General features: G+C 69.8%; 20 protein-coding genes. 8 read left to right on the top strand and 12 right to left on the bottom strand.

The window, feature by feature from the left end; all coding sequences use genetic code 11:
* Positions 1–137 precede the first annotated feature (137 nt).
* The 3 genes from gatB to gatC are packed head-to-tail and all read right to left on the bottom strand — an operon-like array spanning position 138 to position 3,434.
* On the bottom strand, positions 138–1,634 hold the full coding sequence (gatB, locus tag ACZ6ZD_RS34560; RefSeq protein ID WP_465678571.1) for an Asp-tRNA(Asn)/Glu-tRNA(Gln) amidotransferase subunit GatB: 1,497 nt from the start codon (positions 1,632–1,634) through the stop codon (positions 138–140).
* Positions 1,631–3,136 (bottom strand): Asp-tRNA(Asn)/Glu-tRNA(Gln) amidotransferase subunit GatA, encoded by a 1,506-nt coding sequence (gene gatA, locus ACZ6ZD_RS34555; RefSeq protein WP_465678569.1) that lies wholly within the window; start codon positions 3,134–3,136, stop codon positions 1,631–1,633. Before gatA ends, gatB begins: the two co-directional genes overlap by 4 nt.
* A 1-nt stretch (position 3,137) precedes the next feature.
* Positions 3,138–3,434: an Asp-tRNA(Asn)/Glu-tRNA(Gln) amidotransferase subunit GatC gene (gene gatC / locus ACZ6ZD_RS34550; protein ID WP_465678567.1), complete on the bottom strand. Its 297-nt coding sequence runs from the start codon at positions 3,432–3,434 to the stop codon at positions 3,138–3,140.
* A gap of 210 nt (positions 3,435–3,644) precedes the next feature.
* On the opposite strand from gatC, the gene ACZ6ZD_RS34545 reads away from it, so the two are divergent.
* The gene (locus ACZ6ZD_RS34545; RefSeq protein ID WP_465678566.1) at positions 3,645–4,289 is read left to right on the top strand and encodes an ACT domain-containing protein; all 645 of its coding nucleotides are present in this window, start codon (positions 3,645–3,647) and stop codon (positions 4,287–4,289) included.
* A gap of 58 nt (positions 4,290–4,347) precedes the next feature.
* On the opposite strand, the gene ACZ6ZD_RS34540 is transcribed toward ACZ6ZD_RS34545, so the two are convergent.
* The 6 genes from ACZ6ZD_RS34540 to ACZ6ZD_RS34515 form a co-directional block, all read right to left on the bottom strand.
* The gene (locus tag ACZ6ZD_RS34540; RefSeq protein ID WP_465678565.1) at positions 4,348–4,572 is read right to left on the bottom strand and encodes a hypothetical protein; all 225 of its coding nucleotides are present in this window, start codon (positions 4,570–4,572) and stop codon (positions 4,348–4,350) included.
* A 16-nt stretch (positions 4,573–4,588) separates the two neighbouring features.
* The gene (locus ACZ6ZD_RS34535; protein WP_465678564.1) at positions 4,589–6,019 is read right to left on the bottom strand and encodes a hypothetical protein; all 1,431 of its coding nucleotides are present in this window, start codon (positions 6,017–6,019) and stop codon (positions 4,589–4,591) included.
* 84 nt (positions 6,020–6,103) lie between these two features.
* Positions 6,104–8,209 (bottom strand): NAD-dependent DNA ligase LigA, encoded by a 2,106-nt coding sequence (gene ligA / locus ACZ6ZD_RS34530; RefSeq protein ID WP_465678563.1) that lies wholly within the window; start codon positions 8,207–8,209, stop codon positions 6,104–6,106.
* A gap of 32 nt (positions 8,210–8,241) precedes the next feature.
* On the bottom strand, positions 8,242–9,210 hold the full coding sequence (locus tag ACZ6ZD_RS34525; RefSeq protein WP_465678561.1) for a uroporphyrinogen decarboxylase/cobalamine-independent methonine synthase family protein: 969 nt from the start codon (positions 9,208–9,210) through the stop codon (positions 8,242–8,244).
* Entirely contained in the window at positions 9,207–10,298 is a 1,092-nt protein-coding gene (gene mnmA, locus ACZ6ZD_RS34520) for a tRNA 2-thiouridine(34) synthase MnmA (RefSeq protein WP_465678559.1), read from the bottom strand. Before mnmA ends, ACZ6ZD_RS34525 begins: the two co-directional genes overlap by 4 nt.
* Positions 10,298–11,500 (bottom strand): cysteine desulfurase family protein, encoded by a 1,203-nt coding sequence (locus ACZ6ZD_RS34515; protein WP_465678557.1) that lies wholly within the window; start codon positions 11,498–11,500, stop codon positions 10,298–10,300. Before ACZ6ZD_RS34515 ends, mnmA begins: the two co-directional genes overlap by 1 nt.
* Before the next feature lie 184 nt (positions 11,501–11,684).
* Between ACZ6ZD_RS34515 and ACZ6ZD_RS34510 the strand changes: the two genes are divergently transcribed.
* Genes ACZ6ZD_RS34510 through ACZ6ZD_RS34485 form a run of 6 tightly spaced genes read left to right on the top strand, consistent with a single transcriptional unit; the run spans position 11,685 to position 20,392 of the window.
* Positions 11,685–14,948 carry a serine hydrolase gene (locus ACZ6ZD_RS34510; protein ID WP_465678555.1) on the top strand — a complete coding sequence of 1,088 codons (3,264 nt, stop codon included), beginning with the start codon at positions 11,685–11,687 and terminating at the stop codon, positions 14,946–14,948.
* A complete protein-coding gene (locus ACZ6ZD_RS34505) occupies positions 14,948–16,036 on the top strand; it encodes a M20/M25/M40 family metallo-hydrolase (RefSeq protein WP_465678553.1) in 1,089 nt (362 codons plus the stop codon). The genes ACZ6ZD_RS34510 and ACZ6ZD_RS34505 overlap by 1 nt, the downstream gene beginning before the upstream one ends.
* Positions 16,033–16,812 (top strand): GNAT family N-acetyltransferase, encoded by a 780-nt coding sequence (locus ACZ6ZD_RS34500; protein ID WP_465678551.1) that lies wholly within the window; start codon positions 16,033–16,035, stop codon positions 16,810–16,812. Before ACZ6ZD_RS34505 ends, ACZ6ZD_RS34500 begins: the two co-directional genes overlap by 4 nt.
* Entirely contained in the window at positions 16,809–17,909 is a 1,101-nt protein-coding gene (gene menC / locus ACZ6ZD_RS34495) for an o-succinylbenzoate synthase (RefSeq protein WP_465678549.1), read from the top strand. Before ACZ6ZD_RS34500 ends, menC begins: the two co-directional genes overlap by 4 nt.
* Positions 17,910–17,957: 48 nt before the next feature.
* On the top strand, positions 17,958–19,553 hold the full coding sequence (locus ACZ6ZD_RS34490) for a PucR family transcriptional regulator (RefSeq protein WP_465678548.1): 1,596 nt from the start codon (positions 17,958–17,960) through the stop codon (positions 19,551–19,553).
* 41 nt (positions 19,554–19,594) lie between these two features.
* Complete coding sequence (locus ACZ6ZD_RS34485; RefSeq protein ID WP_465678546.1) at positions 19,595–20,392, top strand: MerR family transcriptional regulator; 798 nt, start codon at positions 19,595–19,597, stop codon at positions 20,390–20,392.
* Here ACZ6ZD_RS34485 and ACZ6ZD_RS34480 read toward each other — a convergent pair.
* The 3 genes from ACZ6ZD_RS34480 to ACZ6ZD_RS34470 all read right to left on the bottom strand — a co-directional run bounded on the left by ACZ6ZD_RS34480 (position 20,389) and on the right by ACZ6ZD_RS34470 (position 22,876).
* Complete coding sequence (locus ACZ6ZD_RS34480) at positions 20,389–21,039, bottom strand: nucleotidyltransferase domain-containing protein (RefSeq protein WP_465678545.1); 651 nt, start codon at positions 21,037–21,039, stop codon at positions 20,389–20,391. The genes ACZ6ZD_RS34485 and ACZ6ZD_RS34480 overlap by 4 nt on opposite strands.
* Positions 21,040–21,131: 92 nt before the next feature.
* Positions 21,132–22,079 (bottom strand): electron transfer flavoprotein subunit alpha/FixB family protein, encoded by a 948-nt coding sequence (locus ACZ6ZD_RS34475; RefSeq protein ID WP_465678543.1) that lies wholly within the window; start codon positions 22,077–22,079, stop codon positions 21,132–21,134.
* A 14-nt stretch (positions 22,080–22,093) separates the two neighbouring features.
* Positions 22,094–22,876: an electron transfer flavoprotein subunit beta/FixA family protein gene (locus ACZ6ZD_RS34470; protein WP_465678541.1), complete on the bottom strand. Its 783-nt coding sequence runs from the start codon at positions 22,874–22,876 to the stop codon at positions 22,094–22,096.
* A 302-nt stretch (positions 22,877–23,178) separates the two neighbouring features.
* On the opposite strand from ACZ6ZD_RS34470, the gene ACZ6ZD_RS34465 reads away from it, so the two are divergent.
* Complete coding sequence (locus tag ACZ6ZD_RS34465; protein WP_465678539.1) at positions 23,179–23,985, top strand: DUF2382 domain-containing protein; 807 nt, start codon at positions 23,179–23,181, stop codon at positions 23,983–23,985.
* Positions 23,986–24,038 lie beyond the last annotated feature (53 nt).

Here is a 24,038-nt window from a genome sequence, read left to right as displayed (position 1 = left end):
GAGGGGGGGGGGGTGGGGGGTGGGGGGGGGGGGGGGGGGGGAGAGGAGGGGGGGGGGGGGGGGGGGGGGGGAGGGGAGGGGGGGGGGGGGGGGGGGGGGGGGGGGGCGCCCCCCCCCCCCCCCCCCCACCACCCAGCTCAGATCCCCAGTTTGGCGTTCAGCAGCTCGCGGACCTTGGCCGCGTCCGCCTGACCGCGCATGTCCTTCATGACGGCGCCGATCAGCGCGCCGGCCGCCGCGGGCTTACCGGAGTTCACCTTCTCGACGACATCCGGGTTGGCGGCGATCGCCCGCTCGATGGCCTCGATCAGCGGGCCGTCGTCGGAGACCAGCGCCAGCCCGCGCTTCTCGATCACCTCGGCCGGCGTGCCCTCACCGGCGAGCAGACCCTCGAAGACCTGCCGGGCCAGCTTGTCGTTCAGCGTGCCCTCGTCGACCAGCTTCTGGACCTCGGCGACCTGCGCCGGGCCGACCGGCAGCGCGTCGAGCTCGACACCCTGCTCGTTGGCCGACCGGGCCAGCTCACCCAGCCACCACTTCTTGGCGGCCGCGGCCGAGACACCCAGCGCGACGGTGGCGACGATCGGCTCCAGCGCGTTGCCGTTGATCACGTCGCGCATCTCGAGGTCGGTGAAACCCCAGTCCTCCTGGAGCCGGACGCGGCGCAGCGCCGGCGACTCCGGCAGCGTCGCGCGCAGCTCCTCGACCCACTCCCGCGACGGCGCGACCGGGACCAGATCCGGCTCGGGGAAGTACCGGTAGTCGTCCGCGTCGGACTTCTCCCGCCCCGACGTCGTGATCCCGGTGTCCTCGTGCCAGTGCCGCGTCTCCTGCAGGATCTTGCCGCCGGCGTTCAGGACGGCGGCCTGCCGGGTGATCTCGTAGGTGATCGCGCGCTCGACCGAGCGGAACGAGTTCACGTTCTTGGTCTCGGTCCGGGTGCCGAGCGCCGTCGTCCCGGTCGGCTTCAGCGAGACGTTCGCGTCGCAGCGCAGCGAGCCCTGGTCCATCCGGACGTCGGACACCTCGAGCGCCAGCAGCAGATCGCGCAGCTGGCTGACGAACGCGCGGGCGACCGCGGCCGCCTTGGCCGGCTCGACCTCGATCGTCTTGGTGACGATCTCGATCAGCGGGATCCCGGCCCGGTTGTAGTCGACCAGCGAGTGCGAGGCGCCCTGGATGCGGCCGGTCGCGCCACCCACGTGGGTGGACTTGCCGGTGTCCTCCTCCATGTGGGCGCGCTCGATCTCGATCCGGAAGGTCTCGCCGTCGACGACGACCTCCGTCCACCCGTTGAAGGCGATCGGCTCGTCGTACTGCGAGGTCTGGAAGTTCTTCGGCATGTCCGGGTAGAAGTAGTTCTTCCGGGCGAACCGGCACCACTCGGCGATCTCGCAGTTCAGCGCGAGGCCGATCTTGATCGCCGACTCGACGCCGCGCGCGTTCACCACCGGCAGCGCGCCCGGCAGCCCGAGGCAGACCGGGCAGGTCTGCGTGTTCGGCGGGGCGCCGAACTCGGTCGGGCAGCCGCAGAACATCTTCGACTTGGTGTTCAGCTCGACGTGGACCTCCAGGCCCATGACCGGGTCGTACTGCGCGAGCGCATCCTCGATCTCGAGAACTTCAGCGGTCATCGGGTCACCTCCAGCTCCGGAGCCTTCGTCATCAGCACGCCGCCCCACTGCTCGGCCAGCGCGGACTCCAGCGCGGCGCCGACGGTGTAGAGCAGGTCGTCACGCATGACCGGAGCCATCACGTGGAAGCCGACGGGCAGCCCGTCCTCGTCGGCCAGCCCGCACGGGAACGACGCGGCCGCGTTACCGGCCAGGTTCGACGGGATCGTGCACAGGTCGTTCTTGTACATGGCGATCGGGTCGTTGATCCGGTCGCCGATCGCGAACGCCGTCGTCGGCGTCGCCGGCGAGACCAGGACGTCGACCTGCTCGTAGGCCTTGGCGAAGTCGCGGGCGATCAGCGTCCGCACCTTCTGCGCCTGGCCGTAGTACGCGTCGTAGTAACCACTCGACAGCGCGTGCGTGCCGAGCATGATCCGGCGCTTCACCTCGGCCCCGAACCCGGCCTCGCGGGACAGGCTCATCACCGTCTCGGCGCTGTTCGTGCCGTCGTCGCCGACCCGCAGGCCGTACCGCATCGCGTCGAACTTGGCCAGGTTGGACGACGCCTCACTCGGCAGGATCAGGTAGTACGCCGGCAGCGCGTACTCGAAGTGCGGGCAGGAGACCTCGACCACCTCGGCGCCGAGCTTGGTGAGCAGCTCGACCGCCTCGTGGAAGCGGGCCTCGACGCCGGGCTGGTAGCCCTCGCCGCCGAGCTCCTTGACGACGCCGATCCGCAGCCCGGCCACGTCGCCGTTGCGCGCGGCCGCGACCACCGGCGGGACGTCCTGGTTGATCGAGGTGGAGTCCCGCGGGTCCCAGCCGGCGATCGCCTCGTGCAGCAGCGCCGCGTCGAGCGTCGTCCGCGCGCACGGGCCCGGCGTGTCCAGCGAGGACGCCAGCGCGATCAGGCCGTAGCGCGATGTGCCGCCGTAGGTCGGCTTGACGCCGACCGTGCCGGTGAAGGCGCCGGGCTGGCGGATCGAGCCGCCGGTGTCGGTGCCGATCGCGAGCGGCGCCTCGTACGCCGAGATCGCCGCGGACGAGCCGCCGCCGGAACCACCCGGGATCCGGCCCAGGTCCCACGGGTTGTGCGTCGTCCCGTAGGCCGAGTTCTCGGTCGACGAACCCATCGCGAACTCGTCCATGTTGGTCTTGCCGAGGATGACGATCCCGGCGGCCTTCAGCCGCTGGACGACCGTCGAGTCGTACGGCGGCCGCCAGCCCTCGAGCACCTTCGAGCCGGCCGTCGTCGGCACGCCCTCCTGCGTCAGCACGTCCTTCAGCGCGAGCGGGACGCCGGCCAGCGGGCCGAGCTCCTCGCCGGCGGCGCGCTTGGCGTCGACCGCCGCGGCCTGCGCGAGCGCGCCCTCGGTGTCGACGTGCAGGAACGCGCGGACGGCGCCGTCCACCGCGCCGATCCGGTCCAGATGCGCTTGGGTCACCTCGACCGAGCTGGCCTGCTTCGCCGCCATCAGCTCCGCGAGCTCGGCCGCGGTCTTCCTGGTCAGGTCGGTCATGTCAGTCCTCCTCCAGGATCCGCGGGACCCGGAATCGCTGCGCCTGGGCCGCGGGGGCGCCGGACAGCGCCTGCTCCGGGGTGAGGCACGCGACGTTCTCGTCGGCGCGCATCACGTTGGTCAGCGGCAGGGCGTGCGAGGTCGGCGGGATGTCGTCCGCCGCGACCTGGCTGACCTGCCCGACCAGGGCGATGATCTGGTCGAGCTGCGGCGCGAGGTGATCGAGCTCGTCATCGCTGAGCTCGATCCGCGCCAGTCGCGCCAGGTGCGCGACCTCTTCGCGGGTGATGGAAGGCATGAACTGAATCCAATGTCTGCAGTTGCTGGAGATAACACGTGAAGTCTTCCCGGGTTACCTGGGCCATCTTAGGGGTCGGGTGTGACACGAACATTTCGCGATCCCCGAGGCTGTGGACACAGGCACCGGGCGTGTCCCGGGTTCCGCTCTGTAACATGGGCGGCGACAGGGCGTTACGCGCACGGTGATGGGCTGGGAGATGATCGTTCGGTGTTCCTGCTGCGATTGATCATCCCGGACCGGCCCGGCTCGCTCGGCACGGTCGCCACCGCCCTCGGCGAGGTGAGCGCCGACATCCACGCGATCGAGATCGTCGAGCACCGCCGCGAGAACGGCACCGCTGTCGACGACATCGTGGTCGACCTGCCGCCCGGCGTCCTGCCGGACCGGCTCGTCTCGGCCTGTAACAGCGTGCCCGACGTCGAGGTGATCTGGTTCTCCCGGTACGGCGCCGGCGGCGGCTTGCACATGGATCTCGAGGCCGTCGAGCAGATGACGTCGTCCCCGGCCGAGGCCATCGACCTGCTCGTCGAGCAGGGCCCCGCCGTGCTGCACGCCGACTGGGCCGCTCTGATCGACGGGACGGGCGCCGACGTCAAGGTCGCGCTGGAGACCAGCGCCACGCCGGAGTTCGGCGAGGTGGCCGCCGCGTGGCTGCCGCTGGAGAAGGCGACGACGCTGGCCGCGCCGGACCACAAGGGCCTGGCGGAGTCGGTGCTGGTCGCCGCGCCGCTGGAGTCCGACCGGCGGGTGCTCGTGGTCGGCCGCCGCGGCGGGCCCGAGTTCCTCGGCTCCGAGGTCGCCCGGCTCAGCTACCTGGCCTCACTCGCGGTGACGATTCGCGCCACTGCCTGACCCCACGACAGCGCGAAGGGCCCGGATCACGATGATCCGGGCCCTTCGTCGTTCGCGGTCAGACGAGCTCGAAGTAGGCGACGGCCCACAGCCCGGCGGTGATCAGCAGGATGACGACGCCGACCAGCGCCACGATCCAGATCGTCTGGCTGTCGTTACCGCTGCGCTCCGGCAGCTCGAACTGGGTGGGGCCCCAGGCCCCGCCCCCGGAGACCCGCTGCACTGCCTCGGGCGGCGGCTGCACCACCGTCCGCTCTTCCCGCTTCTCGCGTGGCAGCTGCACCGGATCTCCGCTCGGCTCAGGGGTAGTAGCTCTCCCGTTTGATTCTAATCGACCGCGCCCAACGGTCGTCGTTGTCACGGGAGGTGACCTCGACCCGCCAGCCGGCGACGTACGCCACCGCGGGCTTGCCGTCGGTGTGCTTGTCGGCGAACTCCTTGAGCTTGGCCGCGTCCGCGCCCTTGAGGATGCCGAACGCGTCGTTGACCGTGGCCGGCCAGGCCGCCTTCGCGGCGTCCTCCCGGGCCCGGATCTCCATCTCGACCTGACGCAGACCGCCGCTGGATCCGCCGTAGCCGTAGACGGCCTGGCGGTCGAAGTCGCCGATCTTCTTCTCGCAGACGACCTTGCAGGTGTAGCCCTTGGCGATCAGCCCGGCCTTGAGCTGCGCCTCGGTCGTCGCCCAGGCGACATCCGGCACCTTGAAGGCCTCCTCGCCGGACTTGCGGCCGGCCAGCGAGACGGTGCTGTCGTTGCTGAGCCGGAACTCGCCCCACGTCGTGCCGACGCGCTCGGACTTCTGGCCGGTGGCGACGGCGTCCTGGATCTTGCGGACCTCGCTGCCGCCGAAGGCGTCGTTGCCGATCGCCTGCAGCGCCCCGTCGAAGGTGACCTTGGCGTTGTTGCCGTTCTCGTCGTCCCGGGTGGAGATCTGGACGCTGATGATCGAGCCGTCCTTGGTGAACTGGAAGACGGCGTCGGACTGCGTCGAGCCCTCGTACTTGAAGCAGCCGCGGTGCGCGCCCGACTCGTTGTTGAACAGGTCGCTGCACTGGTAGCCGGCGCTCTGGAGCTTCTGCGTGGCGCCCTCGGCCTGACCCGCGGCGTTACCGGGACCGCCGTCGCCGGTGCCCTGGGAGTTCCCCCCGCCCGCCGCGGGCTCGTCGTCGCCGCCGATGCCCTTGATGACCAGGAAGATCAGCAGGCCGATGAGCAGGATGCCGACGACACCGCCGCCGATCAGCAGCGGCATCTTGTCCTTGCCGAGGCCACCGCCGCCCTTGGAGCCGGAGCCCGGCTGCCACGGCTGCTGGCCCGGCTGACCGCCCTGCTGCTGGTGCCAGCCACCTTGCTGAGCCGGCTGCTGAGAGCCCTGCTGACCCCAGCCCTGCTGCTGGTACGCGGGCGGCTGGCCCTGCTGGGGCTGCTGCGGAGAGCGCTGACCCCAACCCTGCGCGGGCTGCTCCTGCTCAGGCTGAGCGGGCTGCTCCGGCTGGCCGGGCTGCGGGCGCCCGGGCTGCTGGCCCCAACCGCCACCGCCCTGCTGCGGCGGCTGCCCTTGCTGGGGTTGCTGAGGCTGCGGTTGCTGGGGCTGACCCCAGCCGCCACCACCGCCCTGGGAGGGCGGCTGCTGTCCCCAGCCGCCTTGACCTCCCTGTCCCCCTTGCTGTCCGCCCGGCTGGCCCCCCGGCTGCCCAGGACCCCACGGTCCTTGCGGCGGCGTCGTCATATTTGCTCCTTTTGACCCACGTGTGGACGTGCAAAGCTAACAGTCCGACGGCTCAGCCTCGCCGCCGGATCCATCGAATCCGGGCTAGGTCGCGTCGGCCGCCGGAGTGGTCGCCACCGCCTCGGCGGCCTCGACGCCCTGCTCCAGCAGGACCTGGAAGCCCGCTGCATCCAGAATTCTCACCCCGAGCTGCACCGCTTTGTCGTACTTCGACCCGGGCGAGTCGCCGACCACGACGAACGACGTCTTCTTCGAGACCGAGCTCGCCGCCTTGCCGCCGCGGGACACGATCGCCTCGGTCGCCTCGTCGCGGCTGAACCCCTCGACCGTGCCGGTGACCACGATCGACAGCCCGCTCAGCGTCTGCTCGACGACCGGCCCGGTTCGCTCCTGCCGCAGGACGACGCCGGCGGCCTGCCACTTGTCGACGATCGCCTGGTGCCAGTCGACCTCGAACCACTCGATCACCGCGCGGGCGATGGTCGGGCCGACGCCTTCGATCTCGGCCAGCTCCGCCTCGCTCGCGGCACGGACCTGCTCGATGTCGTCGTACACCGCGGCGAGCGCCTGCGCGGCGGTCGGGCCGACATGCCGGATCGAGAGCGCGACCAGGCCGCGGGCCAGCGGCTGCGTCTTGGCCTGTTCGAGATTGGCCAGCAGCCGCAGGGCGTTCGCCGAGAGCGCGCCGGCCTTCGTGGTGAAGAACGGGCTCTTGGCCAGCTCCGCCTCGGTGAGGCCGAACAGATCGCCCTCGTCCTTGATCAGCTCGCCGCCGATCAGCGCGTCCGCGCCCTTGAAGCCGAGCACCTCGATGTCGAAGGCCGCGCGCCCGGCCAGGTGGAAGATCCGCTCGCGCAGCTGGGCCGGGCAGGACTGCGAGTTCGGGCAGCGGATGTCGACGTCGGCCTCCTTCATCGGGCGCAGCGTCGTCCCGCAGGACGGGCACTCGGTCGGCATCACGAACTCCCGCGCGTCGTCGGGCCGCAACTCGACGACCGGACCGAGGATCTCGGGGATCACGTCACCGGCCTTGCGCAGGACGACGGTGTCGCCGATCCAGACGCCTTTGCGCATGACCTCCTGCGCGTTGTGCAGGGTCGCGAACTCGACCGTCGAGCCGGCCACCCGGACCGGCTCCATCCGCCCGTACGGCGTGACGCGGCCGGTCCGGCCGACGTTCACCTCGATGTCGAGGAGTTTGGTGGTGACCTCCTCCGGCGGGTACTTGAACGCGATCGCCCAGCGCGGCGCGCTCGAGGTCGAGCCGAGCGCGCGCTGCAGGTCGACCTCGTCGACCTTGACCACGACGCCGTCGATCTCGTGGTCGACCGAGTGCCGGTTCTCGCCGTAGTACGCGATGAAGTCGTTGACCTCGCCGAGCGTCTCGACCTTGCGGGCGCGGTCGCTGACCGGCAGGCCCCAGGCCTTCAGCTGCTCGTACGCCGCCGAGAGCCGGCCGACGTGATACCCCTCGACACGGCCGAGACCATGGACGACGAAGCGCAGCGGACGGCTCGCCGACACCCGGGGATCCTTCTGGCGCAGGGATCCGGCGGCGCTGTTGCGCGGGTTGGAGAACGGCTCCTTACCGGCCTCCACGAGCTGTGCGTTCAGCTCCTCGAAGTCCTCGACGCGGAAGTAGACCTCGCCGCGCACCTCGAGGAAAGCCGGCAGCTCCGCGCCGTCCAACTCGTTCGGGATGCTCTTGATGGTGTGGACGTTGAGCGTGACGTCCTCACCGGTGCGGCCGTCGCCGCGGGTCGCGCCGCTGACCAGCCGGCCGTGCTCGTAGACGAGGTCGAGCGCGAGCCCGTCGACCTTCAGCTCGCACAGGAACCCCGAGTCGTTGATCTGCCGCAGCGTGACCTCGCGCTCCAGCCGCTTCGCCCAGGCCTCCATCTGCTCGGCGGAGAACGCGTTGGCCAGGCTCTCCATCCGGGTCGGGTGCTGCACCGGGGTGAACAGCGTCGAGATCGGCGCGCCGACCTTCTGGGTCGGGGAATCCGGCGTGCGGAGCTCCGGGTACTGCTCCTCGATCGCCTGCAGCTCGTGCATGAGCGCGTCGAAATCGGCGTCCGAGATGACCGAGCTGCCCAGGTAGTACTTCACCCGGTGGTCCTCGATCTCCTTGCTCAGCGTCGCATGCCGCTCGCGCACGTCGGCGGGCGGCGCCGGAATCTCTTCGCTCATGGGCAAAACCTACAACCGCCCGCCGACAAATCTCAGGAGTCGGCGAACTCGGCGACCACTTCGGCGGCGCGCCGGCACAGCTCGAGCCGGGCCCGTGCGTCGGCGGTGCCGGCGAGCCCGCAGGTCGGCGTGATGACCGTTGTCCGGAGCAACGCCGGGTCGAGGCCCAGCTCCTCCCAGCGCCGGATCAGCGGCCGCGCGGTCCGCTCCGGATCGGCGAGGACGCCGGTCGTGGGCACGAGACCGGCGTAGAGCGTCGTCCCGGCCTCGGCCGCGAACCCGATCTGCTCCCAGGCGGCGTCGTTGAGTAACGAAATGTCCACGGCGAGGCCGGTCGCGCCGGACTTGGTGAAGACCTCGATCGGTGGCCGCGCAGCGCAGCAGTGGACGGTCGTGGGAGCTGCGGTGGTCAGCAGGCTCAACAGCTCAACCGCTCCTGGGCCATCGACCGAGCGGTGCTTGCCCCAGCCGGACGCCGTCGGGATCGCACCGGCCAGAACGGCAGGCAGCGCCGGCTCATCAAGCTGCAGCACCAGCTCCGCGCCCGGCACTCGCTTACGCACCTCGGCTACATGCTGCTGGACGCCGGCCGCCAGCGCCTGGGCCAGGTCGCGACGGGCCCCGTGGTCCGCCAGCACCTTGTCACCACGCGGCAGCTCCAGCGTGGCGGCCAGAGTCCACGGACCGGTGACCTGCAGCTTCAGCGGCCCGCTGTAGCCGTAGGCAAGCTCTTCGAGCACGTCGAGGTCTTCAGCCAGCAGCGCACGCGCCCTGCGCTGGTCGACACTCGCACGGGGGTCGCTGCCCCCAGTCAGTCGCCAGCCGGCCGGCTGCAGGTCGGCAGCGAGCTCAGTCAGGACGGCGACGGCCCGGCTGAGCATGTCGCCGTACGGGCGTGCTGGCAGCTCTGCGAGGAACGGTACGTCGACCAGCTCCAGCAGGACCTTCGTCCACTCCCGGATGTCCTCCCCCGGCAGCGAACCCAGACCGGTAGTGGTCATGCGTGCTGCGGGGTGACGCGAGCGACCGAGTCGATAGTGGCGGAGCCGATGACACGGGTGCCGTCGTACAGGACAACAGCCTGGCCGGGGGCTACCGCAGTAGCGGGGTCGGTGAAGGTGACGTGCACCTGGTCGCCGTCCAGGCGGGCCGTCACAGCCACCTCTTCGCCGTGCGCGCGCAACTGAGCAGTCGCCTGCAGCTCGGACGTCGGCGCCGGACCGCACCAGCGGGGCTTGGAAGCGGTCAGCCCGGTCACTGCGAGCTCGTCACGAGAGCCAACGGTGACAGTGCGGTCCACTGGACTGATGTCGAGTACGAAACGCGGCTTGCCGTCCGCGGCCGGCGTACCGATCCGCAGCCCCTTGCGCTGGCCGACAGTGAACCCGTGCGTGCCCTTGTGCTCACCGAGCTTGTTTCCCTGCGCGTCGACGATGTCGCCGGGCGCCTCACCCAGCTGCGCGCTGAGGAACGCCGGAGTGTTGCCGTCGGCAATGAAGCAGATGTCGTGGCTGTCCGGCTTGTCGGCCACGGACAGACCGCGCCGCGCCGCCTCTGCACGGATCTCCGTCTTGGGGGTGTCGCCGAGCGGGAAGAACGCGTGGGCGAGCTGCTCCTGCGTGAGGACGCCGAGCACGTAGGACTGGTCCTTGGCCGGGTCGACCGCGCGGTGCAGCTCACGGCCGGTCGCAGTGTCGACGATCCGCGCGTAGTGGCCGGTGACGACCGCGTCGAAGTCCAGTGCGAGCGCACGCTCCAGGACGGCGCTGAACTTGACCTTCTCGTTGCAGCGCAGACAGGGGTTCGGTGTGCGGCCGGCGGCGTACTCGTTGACGAAGTCCTCGACGACGTCGGCGTGGAACCGCTCGGCCAGATCCCAGACGTAGAACGGGATGCCGATCACATCCGCCGCGCGACGCGCGTCCCGCGAGTCCTCGATCGTGCAGCACCCGCGGGCGCCGGTGCGGTACGACTGCGGGTTGCGGCTCAGCGCCAGGTGCACTCCGGTCACGTCGTGCCCGGCCTCTGCCATCCGCGCCGCCGCGACGGCGGAGTCGACTCCGCCGGACATGGCTGCGAGTACCCGCATCAGGTGTTCCTTCCCACGTTCTGCAGACCGGCGGACTGCGCACGCTCCACAACCGGTCCGATGTTCTCCAGTACGGCGTCGATGTCGGCCTGACTCGACGTGTGCCCCAGGGTGAAGCGCAGCGACCCGCGGGCGCGCTGGTCGTCGTACCCCATGGCAAGTAGCACGTGGCTGGGCTCTGCGACTCCGGCGTTGCAGGCCGAGCCGGTGGACACCTCGATGCCCCGGGCGTCGAGCAGCAGCAACAGCGAGTCGCCCTCACAGCCACCGAAGGACAAGTGTGCGTTACCGGGCAAGCGGCCGACGGGGTCGCCCGACAGCTTCGCGCCGCTGACCTTGGCCAGCACCCCACCGATGAGCTGGTCCCGCAGCTCGGTCAGCCGCTGCGCCTCTGCCGGCTGGTGCTGTACGGCGTACTCGAGCGCTACGGCGAACCCGGCGATGGCCGGCGCATCCAGCGTCCCGGAGCGGACGTCCCGCTCCTGGCCGCCGCCATGCTGCACGGCGGTCAGCTTGGTCTCCTTGTGCACTACCAGCGCACCGACGCCGTACGGTCCGCCCAGCTTGTGCGCGGACACCGTCATCGCGTCGACACCGAGCGCTGCGAAGTCCACCGGAACCTGCCCGACCGCCTGGACGGCGTCGGTGTGCACCGGGACGCCGTACTCGGCGGCGATCGCGGCGATCTCCTGGACCGGCTGCAGGGTGCCGACCTCGTTGTTGGCCATCATCACCGTGACGAACGACACCGACTCCGGCTCGCAGGCGATGGCCCGGCGGACGTCGTCCGGCCGGACGCGGCCCAGCTCGTCGACCGGCAGCCACTCGATCTGGGCGCCCTCGTGCTGCCCGAGCCAGACGGCCGGATCCAGCACGGCGTGGTGCTCGATGCCGCTCAGCAGGATGCGGCGGCGGCGCGGGTCCTCGGCCAGGCGCGCCCACCACAGGCCCTTCAGGGCCAGGTTGTCGGCCTCGGTACCGCCGGAGGTGAAGACCACCTCACTCGGCTGCGCTCCGAGCGCCGCGGCGATGGTCTCGCGGGACTCCTCGACCGTACGCCGGGCAGCGCGGCCGGCTCCGTGCAGTGACGAGGCGTTACCCGTCCGGCCCAGGTGCACCGTCATCGCCTCGATGGCCGCGGGCAGCATCGGTGTCGTCGCGGCGTGGTCGAGGTAGACCGCACGAGGGCGCAAAGAGGTCATAACACTCTCAAGGGTAAGTCCTGCGCGGATGTTCCCGATCCGCCGCCGGGATTCCGGACTCGCGGAACCGTTCGTCCGGGCGGACGAAATCGGTTCGGCCGCTTGTCGACGAGGACGAACACACGCCGCCCGGGGCCGCCTAGCATCGGATCCGGCAGCCGAACCGCCCCTCGAGGAGGACTTCGTGACCCGACGTCTGCGCATCGACGACCTGGCCGACCTAGCGGTCCCCGAGCAGCCCGCGCTGGCTCCGGACGGCACTCAGATCGCCTACGTCCTGCGGACGACCGATGTACAGGCCGACCGGGACCTGCGGAGCCTTTGGCGGCTTCCCGCGGCAGGAGGCACCCCACAACAGCTCACTCGGGGCGAAAACGACACCTGGCCGGTCTGGTCGCCGGACGGCAGCCAGCTGGCCTTTCTCCGCGCCAAGGACGGGCCACGCCAGCTGTGGGTGCTCCCAGCCAGCGGAGGCGAGCCGGAGCAGCTGACCACGTTGCCCCTGGGCGCCGGTGCACCGAAGTGGAGTCCGGACGGCACGCAGCTCGCTTTCACCGCCCCTGTCGACACAACTCCCGAATCGGGCGCCAAATCGCCGACTGCGAGTAGGCGGCTGGACTACCAGGTGGACGGAGCCGGCTGGCTGCGTTCCGCGCGCAAACACGTCCACGTCGTGGATGTCGCGACCAAGAACTGCCGACAGGCCACTGAGGGCGACTGGCATGCCGGAGACCCGGCCTGGTCGCCGGACGGCAGCCAGCTCGCGTTTGCCGCCGCGATGGCTCCGGACGCGGACCTCGCTCCGAAGGCACCGGCGTACGTCCTGGATGCGGCAGATGCCAAGGCCAAGCCGCGGCTGGTCGGTCTGGCCGACGGAGTGGCCAGTGCGGTGGCCTGGACGACCGACGGCGCGCTCTTGCTCGTCGGCAACCCCACTGGCCCGGTAGGCCACAACCACCTGCTCAAGGTCGCTCTGACCGGTGCCGTCACCAACCTGGCCGAGTCTCTCGACCGCAACCTGATGCCCGGTGGTCCGGCGTACCCAGGCGCACATCCGATCGACGACGGCAGCACAGTGCTGTTCGCCGCCCGCGACCGTGGCTGCACCCACCTGTACGCCGTACCGTCGGCTGGCGGGACGGCGGAGCGTGTCTTCGGCGAGCCCGATCAGAACATCTCTGGTCTGAGCGTGGTGGGCAACGTCGCTACGACAGTGCTGACGACTGCGACGTCGTACGGCGAGATCGTCACCATCGACCTGGAGACCGGCGCCAGCACGCCGCTGACGACGCACGGCGCGAAGCTGGCCGAGGTCGAGCATTTCGCCCGGGTAGAGCGCGAGTTCACCATCTCGGACGGCACTGTGGTCGCAGCGTGGCTGATTCGGGACTCCGAGGCGACAGGGGCCCAACCGCTGTTGCTGGACATCCATGGCGGCCCGCACGGCGCCTGGAACGGAGGCGCTGACGAGGTGCACGCCTACCACCAAGAGCTCGTGGCCAAAGGCTGGACCGTGCTCCTGGTCAACCCGCGCGGCAGCGACGGGTACGGCGCGGAGTTCTTCACCGGAGTCATCGGCGGCTGGGGTACCTCTGACGCGAAGGACTTCCTGGAGCCGATCGACGAGCTGGTCGCCGAAGGCACCGCGGACCCGGACCGGCTGGCTGTCGCCGGCTACAGCTACGGCGGCTACATGACCTGCTACCTGACGAGCCGTGACAACCGATTCGCCGCAGCTGTCACCGGCGGCGTGATCAGCGACCTGACCAGCATGACCGGCACCTCGGACCTGGGCCACTTCCTGAGTGCCTACGAGCTGACGGACGGCGATCTGGCCGCCATGTCGCCGATGACGACCGTTGACCAGGTCCAGACGCCGACGCTGATCATTCACGGGGACGCCGATCGCCGCTGCCCACTCGGCCAAGCCCAGCAGTGGCACACCGCCCTTCGGGAACGCGGAGTCCCCGCCGAGTTCGTCATGTACCCGGACGCCGACCATCTGTTCATCCTGCAGGGCCGGCCGTCGCACCGCGTCGATTTCAACCGCCGCATCCTGGAGTGGGTCGAGCAGTACGCCGGTGGCCGCCGTCCGCGCCTGGATGCCGCGCACTGGCAGCGCAGACTGAGCACACTGGCGACGAAGTACGGCGTACCGGGTGCGACGCTCGGCATCCAGCGTGGGGACGATCTGGTCGAGGCTGCGACCGGCGTCCTGCACAAGGGCACTGGCGTCGAGGTCACCACGGACTCGCTGTTCCAGATCGGGTCCATCACGAAGGTCTGGACGGCGACGCTCGTCATGCAGCTCGTGCAGGAGGGGCTGCTCGATCTGGACGCGCCACTAGTTGCAGTACTGCCAGAGCTACAGCTGAGCGACCCAGATGTCACCAAGCACGTCACCATGCGGCATCTGCTCACGCACACGAGCGGTATCGACGGCGACGTTTTCGACGACACCGGTCGCGGCGATGACTGTCTGGCCAAGTACACCGAGTTGCTCGCGTCCGTCAGCCAGAACCATCCGCTCGGCGCCACCTGGTCCTACTGCAACTCCGGCTTCTCACTGGCCGGTCGGGTGATCGAAAAGCTCACCGGCACGACCTGGGACCAGGCGCTGCGGGACCGCATCATCACACCGCTCAGTCTGAAGCACACCGTCACGCTGGCCGAGGAAGCCCTCATGCACCGGGCCGCAATGGGACATGTCAGCGAGAACGGCGCAGAGCCGCAGGTAGCTCCGTTCTGGGGGCTGCCGCGCTCCGCAGGCCCTGCAGGCCTCATCACCTCAACGGTGGCCGACGTACTCGCCTTCGCCCGGATGCATCTGGACGGCCAGCTGCTCCAGCCCGAGACCGCGGCTGAGATGGCGGCCCTGCAGGCAGAGCTGCCGGACAAGCATTCGCTGGGCGACTCGTGGGGGCTGGGCTGGATCCGATTCGGCTGGGACGGGCAGCGTCTGATCGGGCACGACGGCAACACCATCGGCCAGTCTGCGTTCCTGCGTGTGCTGCCGGCCGAGGGCCTCGCCGTTGTGCTCCTGACCAATGGCGGCAGTGCGAGCGACCTCTACGAGGAGCTGTACCGGGAGATCTTCATAGAGCTGGCCGGTGTCACCATGCCCACTCCCCTGGCGCCTCCGACCGAGCCGGTCACCGTCGATCTGCAACGACATGTCGGCCGCTACGAACGCTCCAGCGCAACCCAGGAAGTCTTCGTCCGCGACGGCCAGGCGGTCCTTCGGGTGACGCCGACCGGGCCGCTGGCCGAGGCGATCGCGGCTCCGGTCCAGGAGCTCGTCATGACACCTGTCGATCCGACCGGTGACCTGTTCGTCGTTCAGCCGCCCGGTGTGCTCGGCTGGCGCGCGGTCACCTTCTACACCCTGCCGACCGGAGAGCAGTACCTGCACTTCGGAGTCCGCGCGACACCAAAGGTGAGTGCCTGATGGACCAGATGATCGAAGACATCAAGACGCTGGTGACCTGTGAGTCGCCGTCCGACGATCTGGCGGCTGTCGCGGCCAGTGCGGACGTCGTTGCGCAGCTGGGCGCGGAGCGGCTGGGCAGCGCCCCGGAGTACCTCGTCATCGACGGACGGACGCATCTGCGCTGGAAGTTCGGCGACGGGCCGAACCGGGTGCTGGTCGTTGGTCACCACGACACGGTGTGGCCGCTGGGCTCGCTCGCGACGCATCCGTTCGTTGTCGAGGACGGCGTCCTGCGTGGGCCTGGCTGCTTCGATATGAAGACCGGACTGGTGATGGCCTTCCACGCGATCGCAGCGCTGCCGGACCGGTCCGGTGTGACGCTGCTGATCACCGGCGACGAGGAGCTGGGCTCACCGTCGTCCCGCGCCCTGATCGAGGCCGAGGCAGCGGGTTGCGTGGCCGCACTGGTGCTGGAGGCCGCCGCCGAAGGCGCACTGAAGCTGGAGCGTAAAGGCGTGTCGAACTACGAGGTCCGCATCACCGGCCGCGCCTCGCACGCCGGGCTGGAGCCAGAGCTCGGCGTGAACGCGTCAATCGAGGCGGCACACCAGGTGCTCGCCATCAGTGCGCTGGGCGACGCGGATGCCGGTACGACGGTCACACCAACCAAGCTCGTTTCCGGCACCACACGCAACACAGTGCCGGCCGCAGCGAGCTTTCTGGTCGACGGGCGCGCCCGTACCGTCGCAGAACAGGTCCGAGTCGATGAGGCGATGCAGTCACTCAAGCCGGTGCTGCCCGAGGCCGAAATCGAGATCCTGGGCGGACCGAACCGACCGCCGTTCGAACGGAAGATGGCCGAAGACCTGTTCCAGCAGGCCTCCCGCATCGCCCTGGAGCTCGGCCAGCCCGCACTGCGGGCCATTTCGGTCGGTGGGGCGTCGGACGGCAACTTCACCGCTGGTGTTGGGACGCCGACGCTTGACGGCCTCGGCGCGGTCGGCGGCGGGGCACACGCGGACGACGAGCACGTAGTAATTGCCGAGATCGCACCCCGGACCGCTCTGCTCACCGCACTGATGACCGAACTGCTGGCCAAGCCATGAGTGACGTCGAACTGCGCGAGTTGTCCGAGCTGGCCGATCTGGACGCGGTGTACCAGCTGTTCGACTCGGTGTGGCATCCGGACCCGTCGAACCCGCCAGTGACCACCGAAATGCTGAGGGCGCTGACCAAGGCCGGCAACTACGTCGGGGGCGCGTACGACGGTGACGAGCTGATCGGCGCCTGCGTCGGCTTCTTCGGCGCGCCTGCGGAACGGACACTGCACAGCCACGTGGCCGGCGTATCTGACCGCGCCCGGGGCCGGAACATCGGCTACGCCCTGAAACTGCACCAGCGGGACTGGGCGCTCCAGCGCGGCCTCACCGCGATCGAGTGGACGTTCGACCCACTGGTCCGGCGCAACGCCTACTTCAACCTGGTCAAGCTCGGAGCACGACCGAAGGAGTACCTGGTCGACTTCTACGGCCAGATGCGCGACGAGATCAACGACGGCGACGAGAGTGACCGTCTGCTCGTGCGCTGGCAGCTGGACACCCCGGTCGGCGGGCTGTCGGTGCCTGAGGCAACCACAGTGCTCGGCCGGGACGACTCCGGGCGCCCGGTCCGTGCCGACGTACCGGAGTCCGGGCAGGTGGCTGTTGCGGTGCCGATCGACGTGGAGTCCCTGCGGGGCAGCGATTTCGCCACGGCTAAGGAGTGGCGGCTCGCAGTGCGCGAGGTGCTCGGCGGACTGCTGGCGGACGGCGCACAGGTGAGCGGATTCGACCGCAACGGCTGGTACGTACTCGACCTCCCAGGAAAGGGAACTGTGGCATGAAGCTGACCGGATTCGAACTACGGCGGGTCGCACTGCCGTTGGTAGCGCCCTTCCGGACGTCGTTCGGCACTGAGACCACCCGGGACGCACTGCTGGTCCGCGCGGTCGGCACCGACGCCGAGGGCTGGGGTGAGTGCGTAGCGATGGCCGCGCCGCTCTACTCCTCCGAGTACGTCGACGCCGCGATCGACGTACTGCGCCGGTACTTCGTCCCAGCGATGGCCGGTGTCGAGCGAGGCACCCAGGTAGCGCCGACGCTGGCGAAGTTCCACGGCCACCGGATGGCGAAGGCCGCACTGGAGACTGCGGTGCTGGACGCCGAGCTGCGCACCGAAGGGCGCTCGCTGGCCCGCGAGCTGGGTGCAGTGCACGACCGGGTGCCCTGTGGGGTCTCGGTCGGGATCATGGACTCGATCGACGAACTGCTGACCGCAGTGGGCGGTTACCTCGACGAGGGCTACCTGCGGATCAAGCTGAAGATCCAGCCTGGCTGGGACATCGCACCGGTCGCGGCTGTGCGCGAGCGGTACGGCGACGACGTACTGCTGCAGGTGGACGCGAACACGGCGTACGCCGTGGCGGACGCGCGCCACCTCGCCCAGCTGGATGCGTTCGACCTGCTGCTGATCGAGCAGCCGCTCGACGAGGAGGACATCCTCGGGCACGCCGAGCTGGCCCGGCAGGTCGAGACGCCGATCTGCCTGGACGAGTCGATCACCTCGGCCCGTGCGGCCGCTGCGGCGATCAGCCTCGGCGCCTGCTCGATCGTCAACGTCAAACCCGGCCGCGTCGGTGGCTACCTGGAGTCCCGCCGCATCCATGACGTCTGCGTCGCCAACGGCATCCCGGTCTGGGCCGGCGGCATGCTCGAGACCGGTCTCGGCCGGGCCGCGAACGTCGCGCTGGCCGCGCTTCCTGGTTTCACCCTGCCCGGCGACACCTCGGGCTCTTCCCGGTACTACCGGACCGACATCACCGCGCCGTTCACGCTGGACGCCGGTCACCTGGCCGTTCCGACCGGCCCTGGGATCGGTGTCGAGCCGCTGCCGGACGAGCTGGCCGCGGTGACGGTCTCGACCGAGTGGCTGACGCTGTAGGAACCGACCAATCGTGAGGTCGTTTCTGTGCGGATGCACAATGACTGGGTGACCAATCGACCGCGCGCCAGTCTGGGCCGGGTGCTCGACGACCTCGGCGCGACCCTGCTCGAGCTCGTCGCCGGCGACCCCGACCGTCCGGACGAGATCGGCGGGGTGGTCATCCACGATCCGCTCGACGACCCGGTCCTCCCCCAGCACGCGCTCGTCCTCGGGGTCGGTCTGCACGACCCCGAGGACGTCGCCCGTACGCTGCGGGAGCTCGGCCGGCAGCAGGTGGCCGGTCTGGTCCTGCGGAGCCCGATCGCGGCCGACGCCCGGATCGTCGACGCTGCGACGGCGTCCGGCGTCGCAGTACTGGGTCTGACTCGGGGAGCGACCTGGGACCAGCTTGGTGTCCTGCTGCGGTCCGTGCTCGAGGTGGGCGTCGCCGACCAGGAGACACTCGGCGGTCTGCCGTCGGGAGACCTGTTCGCGCTGGCGAACGCTACTGCGGCGCTGCTCGATGCTCCGGTCACCATCGAGGACCGCAGCTCGCGAGTACTCGCCTTTTCCGGTCGCCAGGACGAGGCCGACGCTGCACGGGTTGAAACCGTTCTGGGCCGTCAGGTCCCCGAGCGGTACTCCCGACTGCTTTCCGAGCGCGGAGTCTTCCGAGAGCTCTACCGAACCGACCAGCCGGTGTACGTCGCGCCGATGCCGGTTGCTGAGGCCGATGTCGCGATGCCGCGGGTCGCCGTCGCCGTACGGGCCGGTGACGAGGTGCTCGGCTCGATCTGGGTCGCAGTGCGCGCGCCGCTGAGTGCCGAGCGTTCCGAGGCACTGCAGGATGCCGCCAAGCTCGTAGCGCTGCACATGCTCCGCATTCGCGCCGATGCGGATGTCGAACGTCGCCTGCGGGCCGATCTGGTCAGTACGGCGCTGGACGGCGGTGCCGAGGCCCGTGAGGCACTCGACCGACTCGGACTGGCCGACCAACCGCTCGTCGTACTGGCGCTCGCCGTACCGGCCGCTGTCGACAGTGCCGCCGGTGTCGCGACTGAGCGGCAGCGGCTGGCGGATGCGTTCGCCATGCACCTCGGTGCGGTCCATCCGCGGTCAGCCGCAGCGCTACTAGGTGATGTCGCGTATGGGCTGCTGCCGCTGGAAAGCGATGAGCGGGCAGCGCGGATCGCTGTGGACTTTCTGGACCGCATCGGTGATCGGGCCGGTGCGACGATCGGAGTCGGGCCTGCGGTCCGGGAGAGCAGTCGGCTGCCGCATGCCCGGGCTGGCGCAGACCGGGTGCTGCGGGTGTTGCGGTCGGGTACGCAGCGGGTCGCACGGCTGGCCGACGTCCAGGTCGAGACGCTGCTGCTCGAACTACGCGATCTGATTGAGGCGCGTGGCGACCAGCCGACCGGGCCGATAGCTCGACTGATCGACTACGACCGCGCCCACAACACTCCTCTGGTCGAGACGCTGCGGGCCTGGCTCGACGCCTTCGGGGACGTCGGCGCGGCTGCTGCGGCGACGTACGTCCATCCCAACACCTTCCGCTACCGGCTCCGGCGTCTCGCCGAGGTCGGCGGCCTGGACCTCACCGACCCGGACGCCCGCTTCGCTGCGATGCTGCAGCTGCGCGTCGTCGCGCGGACTCGGTGACTTGCAGCTGACACGATGTCAGGCGGTTCGCTGGAGGCACCATGTTGAGTATCGGAGACCTCGCCCGCCACACCCGCATCTCGGTGCGGATGCTGCGGCACTACGACGCACTGGGACTGGTCGTGCCCGAACACGTCGACCCGCACACCGGGCACCGCTGGTACGCGGTGTCGCAGATCTGGCGGGTGGACAGCCTCATCGCGCTGAAAGAGCTCGGCTTCACCCTGGAGCAGTGCGGCGCCATCCTCGATGAGCAGCTGCCGGTCGAGGAGCTACACGGCATGCTGCGACTCCGGCGTGCCCAGCTCGAGCAGCGGATGACTGCGGACGCGGACCGGCTCACTGAGGTCGAACGGCGACTCCGATCGATCGAAAGAGGACTGACCATGACGAACAGCACTCTCACGCTCGGACCGCTGCCCGCCATCCGTTTGCTGCACCTACGGACCGAGGTGAACGACGAGTCCGAGATCGGCGGCGCAGTCGATGCCCTGAGCACCCAACTGGACGCACTGCAGCTGACTGGCCAACGAGTGCACACCTACTTCGGTGGGCCGGACAAGATCGAGGTGTCCGTTGGAGTCGCCCTGCCGGCCACAGCAACGCCACCGGACGGTTTGACGCTGACCGACGTCCCAGCCGTGCCGCAGGGCGCCACAGTGACCTACTGCGGCCCGGCCGAGGGCATCGGCGACACCTGGCGAACCCTAGATGTAGCACTCGACGAACAAGGCCTGGAGTCGTACGGCGTCTACCGCGACATCCGTCTCGACACAACGGACCCCAACGCCGTAGTAGTCGAGCTGCAAGCCGCCGTCCGCCCCACCGGCAGCTGCTAGAGCCGCCCCAGCCAGGGATGACCCGGGTGCAGATGCGCAACCATCTCGGCCAGCCACGTCCGCTGTTGCTGATTGAGGAACGGCAGCGTCGTCCGCAGGTCGTGTTCGTCCTTGGCCCGCGCGGCCTTGGCCTTGTAGGCCAGGACCAACTCCGGATTCAGGTAGCGGACGCCGTCCGGCGCCAGCCAGGTGATGTCGACGAGGGCGTAGTCGAGCGTCGGGTCCCGCCGGAAGACCCACCGGCCGTCGCGCTCCGGGTTGATGATGACGTCGAACTCCCACGGCGCGAGCGCATGCCGGCGTAACCAGATCTGCTCGGACTCGGCGGGCTGCTCAGGCTGTTCATCCGTGAGCACTCTGAGCTGCCCGCTGTCCTGCGACCACAGGTGATACCGATCCTTCAGATGGAGCCGCAGCTTCTCGATGTCCCGCCGCCACAGCGACAGATCGACGTCCCCATGCGGCCGCTGCACACCCGTGAACGCCTCCAGCGCCCACCCGCCTGCCAGCCACCACTCACCGTCGTACCCGCGCAGCATCGCCAACGCGTCAGCCGGCGTCGACCGCTTCCACGGCCCGTACCGGCGCTGGAACTCGCGCTCCTCGGCGTCCAGCCCGTCCTCGTACCAGAACCGCTCCTCATCCACCCGCCGATCCTCACACGGGAGGCGGTGCAGGCCGGAGCATGGCTCGGGCCCGGCTCGTGGTGAGCCGGGCCCGGGCGACGTCGTACCGGTGGTCAGGACTTGCGCTTGGTGACCTCTTCGGTGGCGGTCGGGAGGACCTTGTGCAGGTCGCCGACGACGCCGAAGTCGACCAGCTCGAAGATCGGGGCCTCGTTGTCCTTGTTGACGGCCACGATGGTCTTCGAGGTCTGCATACCGGCGCGGTGCTGGATCGCGCCCGAGATGCCGGCGGCGACGTACAGCTGCGGCGACACGGTCTTACCGGTCTGGCCGACCTGGTAGGCGTGCGGGTACCAGCCCGAGTCGACCGCCGCGCGGGACGCGCCGACCGCCGCGCCGAGCGAGTCGGCGAAGGCCTCGACCGGACCGAAGTCGCCGCCGGTGCCACGACCGCCGGACACGATGATCGCGGCCTCGGTCAGCTCCGGGCGGCCGGTGGCGGCGCGGGGCTTGGAGTCGGTGATCTTCGCGGTCTTGGCGGCGTCCGAGATCGTGACGTCGAACTCCTCGACCTCCGGGGAGGTCTCGGCGGCCTCGGGGGTCGCGGCGTTCGGCTTCACGGTGATGATCGCGGTGCCCTTGGTGATCTTCGACTTGACCGAGTAGTTGCCGGCGAACACCGACTGCGTGGTGACCGGGCCCTCCTGGACGTCGACGGCGTCGGTGATCAGGCCGGACTCCAGCTTGACCGCCAGCCGGGCGGCGATCTCCTTGCCCTCGGCGTTCGACGAGATCAGGATCGCCGACGGCTCGATCTTGGCCGCGACCTGCTGCAGCGCCTCGGCCTTCGGGGCGACCAGGTACTGCGTCAGCTCCGGGTTGGTCAGCGCGATCACCTTGGTCGCGCCGTACTGCCCGAGCGCCGGCAGCGCGGCCTGGGCGCCGTCGCCGATGAAGACCGCGACCGGCTCGCCGAGCCGGCGGGCGATGGTGAGGAGCTCGGCGGTCGTCTTACGGACGGTGCCGTCGGTGTGGTCAACGAGAACCAGAACGTTGGACATGACTGACTCGCCCCTCAGAGGAACTTGTTGGTGGACAGGAACTCGACGAGCTGGGCAGCGCCGCTGCCGTCCTCGTCGGTCACGATGGTGCCGGCCGTACGCGCCGGGCGGGCGGTCACCTCGACCACCTCGGTCCACGACGACGCGCCGCCGACCTGGTCGGGCGACACCTCGAGGTCGGCCAGCGTCCAGGTCTCGACCGGCTTCTTCTTCGCGGCCATGATCCCCTTGAACGAGGGGTAGCGCGGCTCGTTGGCCTGGTCGGAGACGCTCAGCACCAGCGGCAGCGTGCCCTCGACGGTGTCACTCGCGGTGTCGCCGTCGCGGCGGATCCGGACGGTGGAGCCGTCGACGGTGACCTCGGAGCCGAGCGTGACGGCCGGCAGGCCGAGCCGCTCGGACACCATCGCCGGGACGACGCCCATCGAGCCGTCGGTCGAGCCCATCCCGAAGACGACCAGATCGGCCTCGAGTTTGGCCAGCGCCTTCGACAGCACCAGCGAGGTGGCGACCGCGTCCGACCCGTGGATCGCGTCGTCGAGCACGTGGACGCCGGCGTCGGCGCCCATCTGCAGCCCCTTCTTCACCGCGTCGGCGGCCTGCTCCGGGCCGACGGTGAGGATGGTGACCTCGGCATCGCCTGCCTCTTTGACGGTCAGCGCGGTCTCGACGGCGTACTCGTCCAGTTCGGACAGCAGGCCGTCCACACCGGCGCGATCCACCGTGTTGTCCTCGGAGCGGAAACGGCGATCCGCCGTGGCATCCGGCACGAACTTCGCGCAGACGACGATCTTCATAGCGTGTAGGACCCCTTCTGGTTAACGGTCTCTCCAAGCGTGCCACGGATGTTACTCGCGAGAAACATAACTCCCGTGCGAGTCCCATCACACCTGGGGGCGGACCTCAGGCTATCGGGTCGGCCAGGGCGCGGTCTGCGCACCGGGACCGAGGCGTCGGACACATCCGGGCCGGGCCGGACGACCGGTATCCGAACGAATCGGCGTCGCCTTCGGTGATCGGGTGTTTGCTCTCCGCGACGTCGGGCACCGGTCGGATCGTTAGTTGCTAGGCGCAAACAACACACACGGGGTTGATGACGATGACCATGCAGGGAATCGAGAACGTCGTCGGCGGGACGGCGTACGACGCGGCCGGGGACAAGGTCGGGTCGGTCGGTAATCTCTACGCCTCCGACAGCACCGGCCGCCCGGAATGGGTGACGGTGAACACCGGGTTGTTCGGCAGTAAGCACACGTTCGTCCCGCTGGACGGCGCGCATGTCGAGCAGGACGGGCTGCACCTGGCGCCGACCAAGTCGAAGATCAAGGACGCGCCGCGGATCGACGCCGGCGGGCACCTGTCGGAGGGCGAGGCGTCGGAGCTCTACCGGTACTACGGCGTCCAGCTGCCGCACGGCGGCACGACCGGGCGCGACGGGACGGCTCGGGACGGGATGGCGCAGGACAGGACGGCGCAGGACAGGATGGCGCAGGCCGGGACGGACGACGCCGGTAGGACAGCCGGCGACGGGTCGATGATCCGGTCGGAGGAGCAGTTGCGCGCGGGGACCGAGACGGTCGAGTCGGGCCGGGTCAGCCTGCGCAAGTACGTCGTCACCGAGGAGCAGCAGGTCACCGTGCCGGTCAGCCACGAGGAGGTCCGCGTGGTGCGGGAGCCGGTGGGAGACGGCGACCGCGGGACGGCGCAGATCGGCGAGGAGGAGCGCGAGGTCGTGCTCCACGAGGAGCGCCCGGTCGTCGGCAAGGAGACCGTCGCCGTCGAACGCGTCGGCCTCGAGACCGAAACCGTGCGCGGCGAGGAGAACATCACCGATACCGTCCGCAAGGAGCAGGTCGAGGTCGAAGGTCTCCCCGACGACCCCGCCGGCAAACACAAGAAGCACTAGTTCCTCCTGTACCAACGGCGGTGTCCGGGCCGGGCGGACCCGGACACCGCCGT

Source organism: Kribbella sp. NPDC104218 (assembly GCF_055584105.1).
Note: the sequence above shows the minus strand (reverse complement) of the source record. Positions and strands in the feature narration are given on the sequence as shown.

Excerpts from the sequence above, each read along its gene's own strand:
- gatB (WP_465678571.1), bottom strand. The coding sequence starts at position 1,634 with ATGACCGCTGAAGTTCTCGAGATCGAGGATGCGCTCGCGCAGTACGAC.
- gatA (WP_465678569.1), bottom strand. The coding sequence starts at position 3,136 with ATGACCGACCTGACCAGGAAGACCGCGGCCGAGCTCGCGGAGCTGATG.
- gatC (WP_465678567.1), bottom strand. The coding sequence starts at position 3,434 with ATGCCTTCCATCACCCGCGAAGAGGTCGCGCACCTGGCGCGACTGGCG.
- ACZ6ZD_RS34535 (WP_465678564.1), bottom strand. The coding sequence starts at position 6,019 with ATGACGACGCCGCCGCAAGGACCGTGGGGTCCTGGGCAGCCGGGGGGC.
- ligA (WP_465678563.1), bottom strand. The coding sequence starts at position 8,209 with ATGAGCGAAGAGATTCCGGCGCCGCCCGCCGACGTGCGCGAGCGGCAT.
- ACZ6ZD_RS34525 (WP_465678561.1), bottom strand. The coding sequence starts at position 9,210 with ATGACCACTACCGGTCTGGGTTCGCTGCCGGGGGAGGACATCCGGGAG.
- mnmA (WP_465678559.1), bottom strand. The coding sequence starts at position 10,298 with ATGCGGGTACTCGCAGCCATGTCCGGCGGAGTCGACTCCGCCGTCGCG.
- ACZ6ZD_RS34515 (WP_465678557.1), bottom strand. The coding sequence starts at position 11,500 with ATGACCTCTTTGCGCCCTCGTGCGGTCTACCTCGACCACGCCGCGACG.
- ACZ6ZD_RS34505 (WP_465678553.1), top strand. The coding sequence starts at position 14,948 with ATGGACCAGATGATCGAAGACATCAAGACGCTGGTGACCTGTGAGTCG.
- ACZ6ZD_RS34500 (WP_465678551.1), top strand. The coding sequence starts at position 16,033 with ATGAGTGACGTCGAACTGCGCGAGTTGTCCGAGCTGGCCGATCTGGAC.
- menC (WP_465678549.1), top strand. The coding sequence starts at position 16,809 with ATGAAGCTGACCGGATTCGAACTACGGCGGGTCGCACTGCCGTTGGTA.
- ACZ6ZD_RS34485 (WP_465678546.1), top strand. The coding sequence starts at position 19,595 with ATGTTGAGTATCGGAGACCTCGCCCGCCACACCCGCATCTCGGTGCGG.
- ACZ6ZD_RS34475 (WP_465678543.1), bottom strand. The coding sequence starts at position 22,079 with ATGTCCAACGTTCTGGTTCTCGTTGACCACACCGACGGCACCGTCCGT.
- ACZ6ZD_RS34470 (WP_465678541.1), bottom strand. The coding sequence starts at position 22,876 with ATGAAGATCGTCGTCTGCGCGAAGTTCGTGCCGGATGCCACGGCGGAT.
- ACZ6ZD_RS34465 (WP_465678539.1), top strand. The coding sequence starts at position 23,179 with ATGACCATGCAGGGAATCGAGAACGTCGTCGGCGGGACGGCGTACGAC.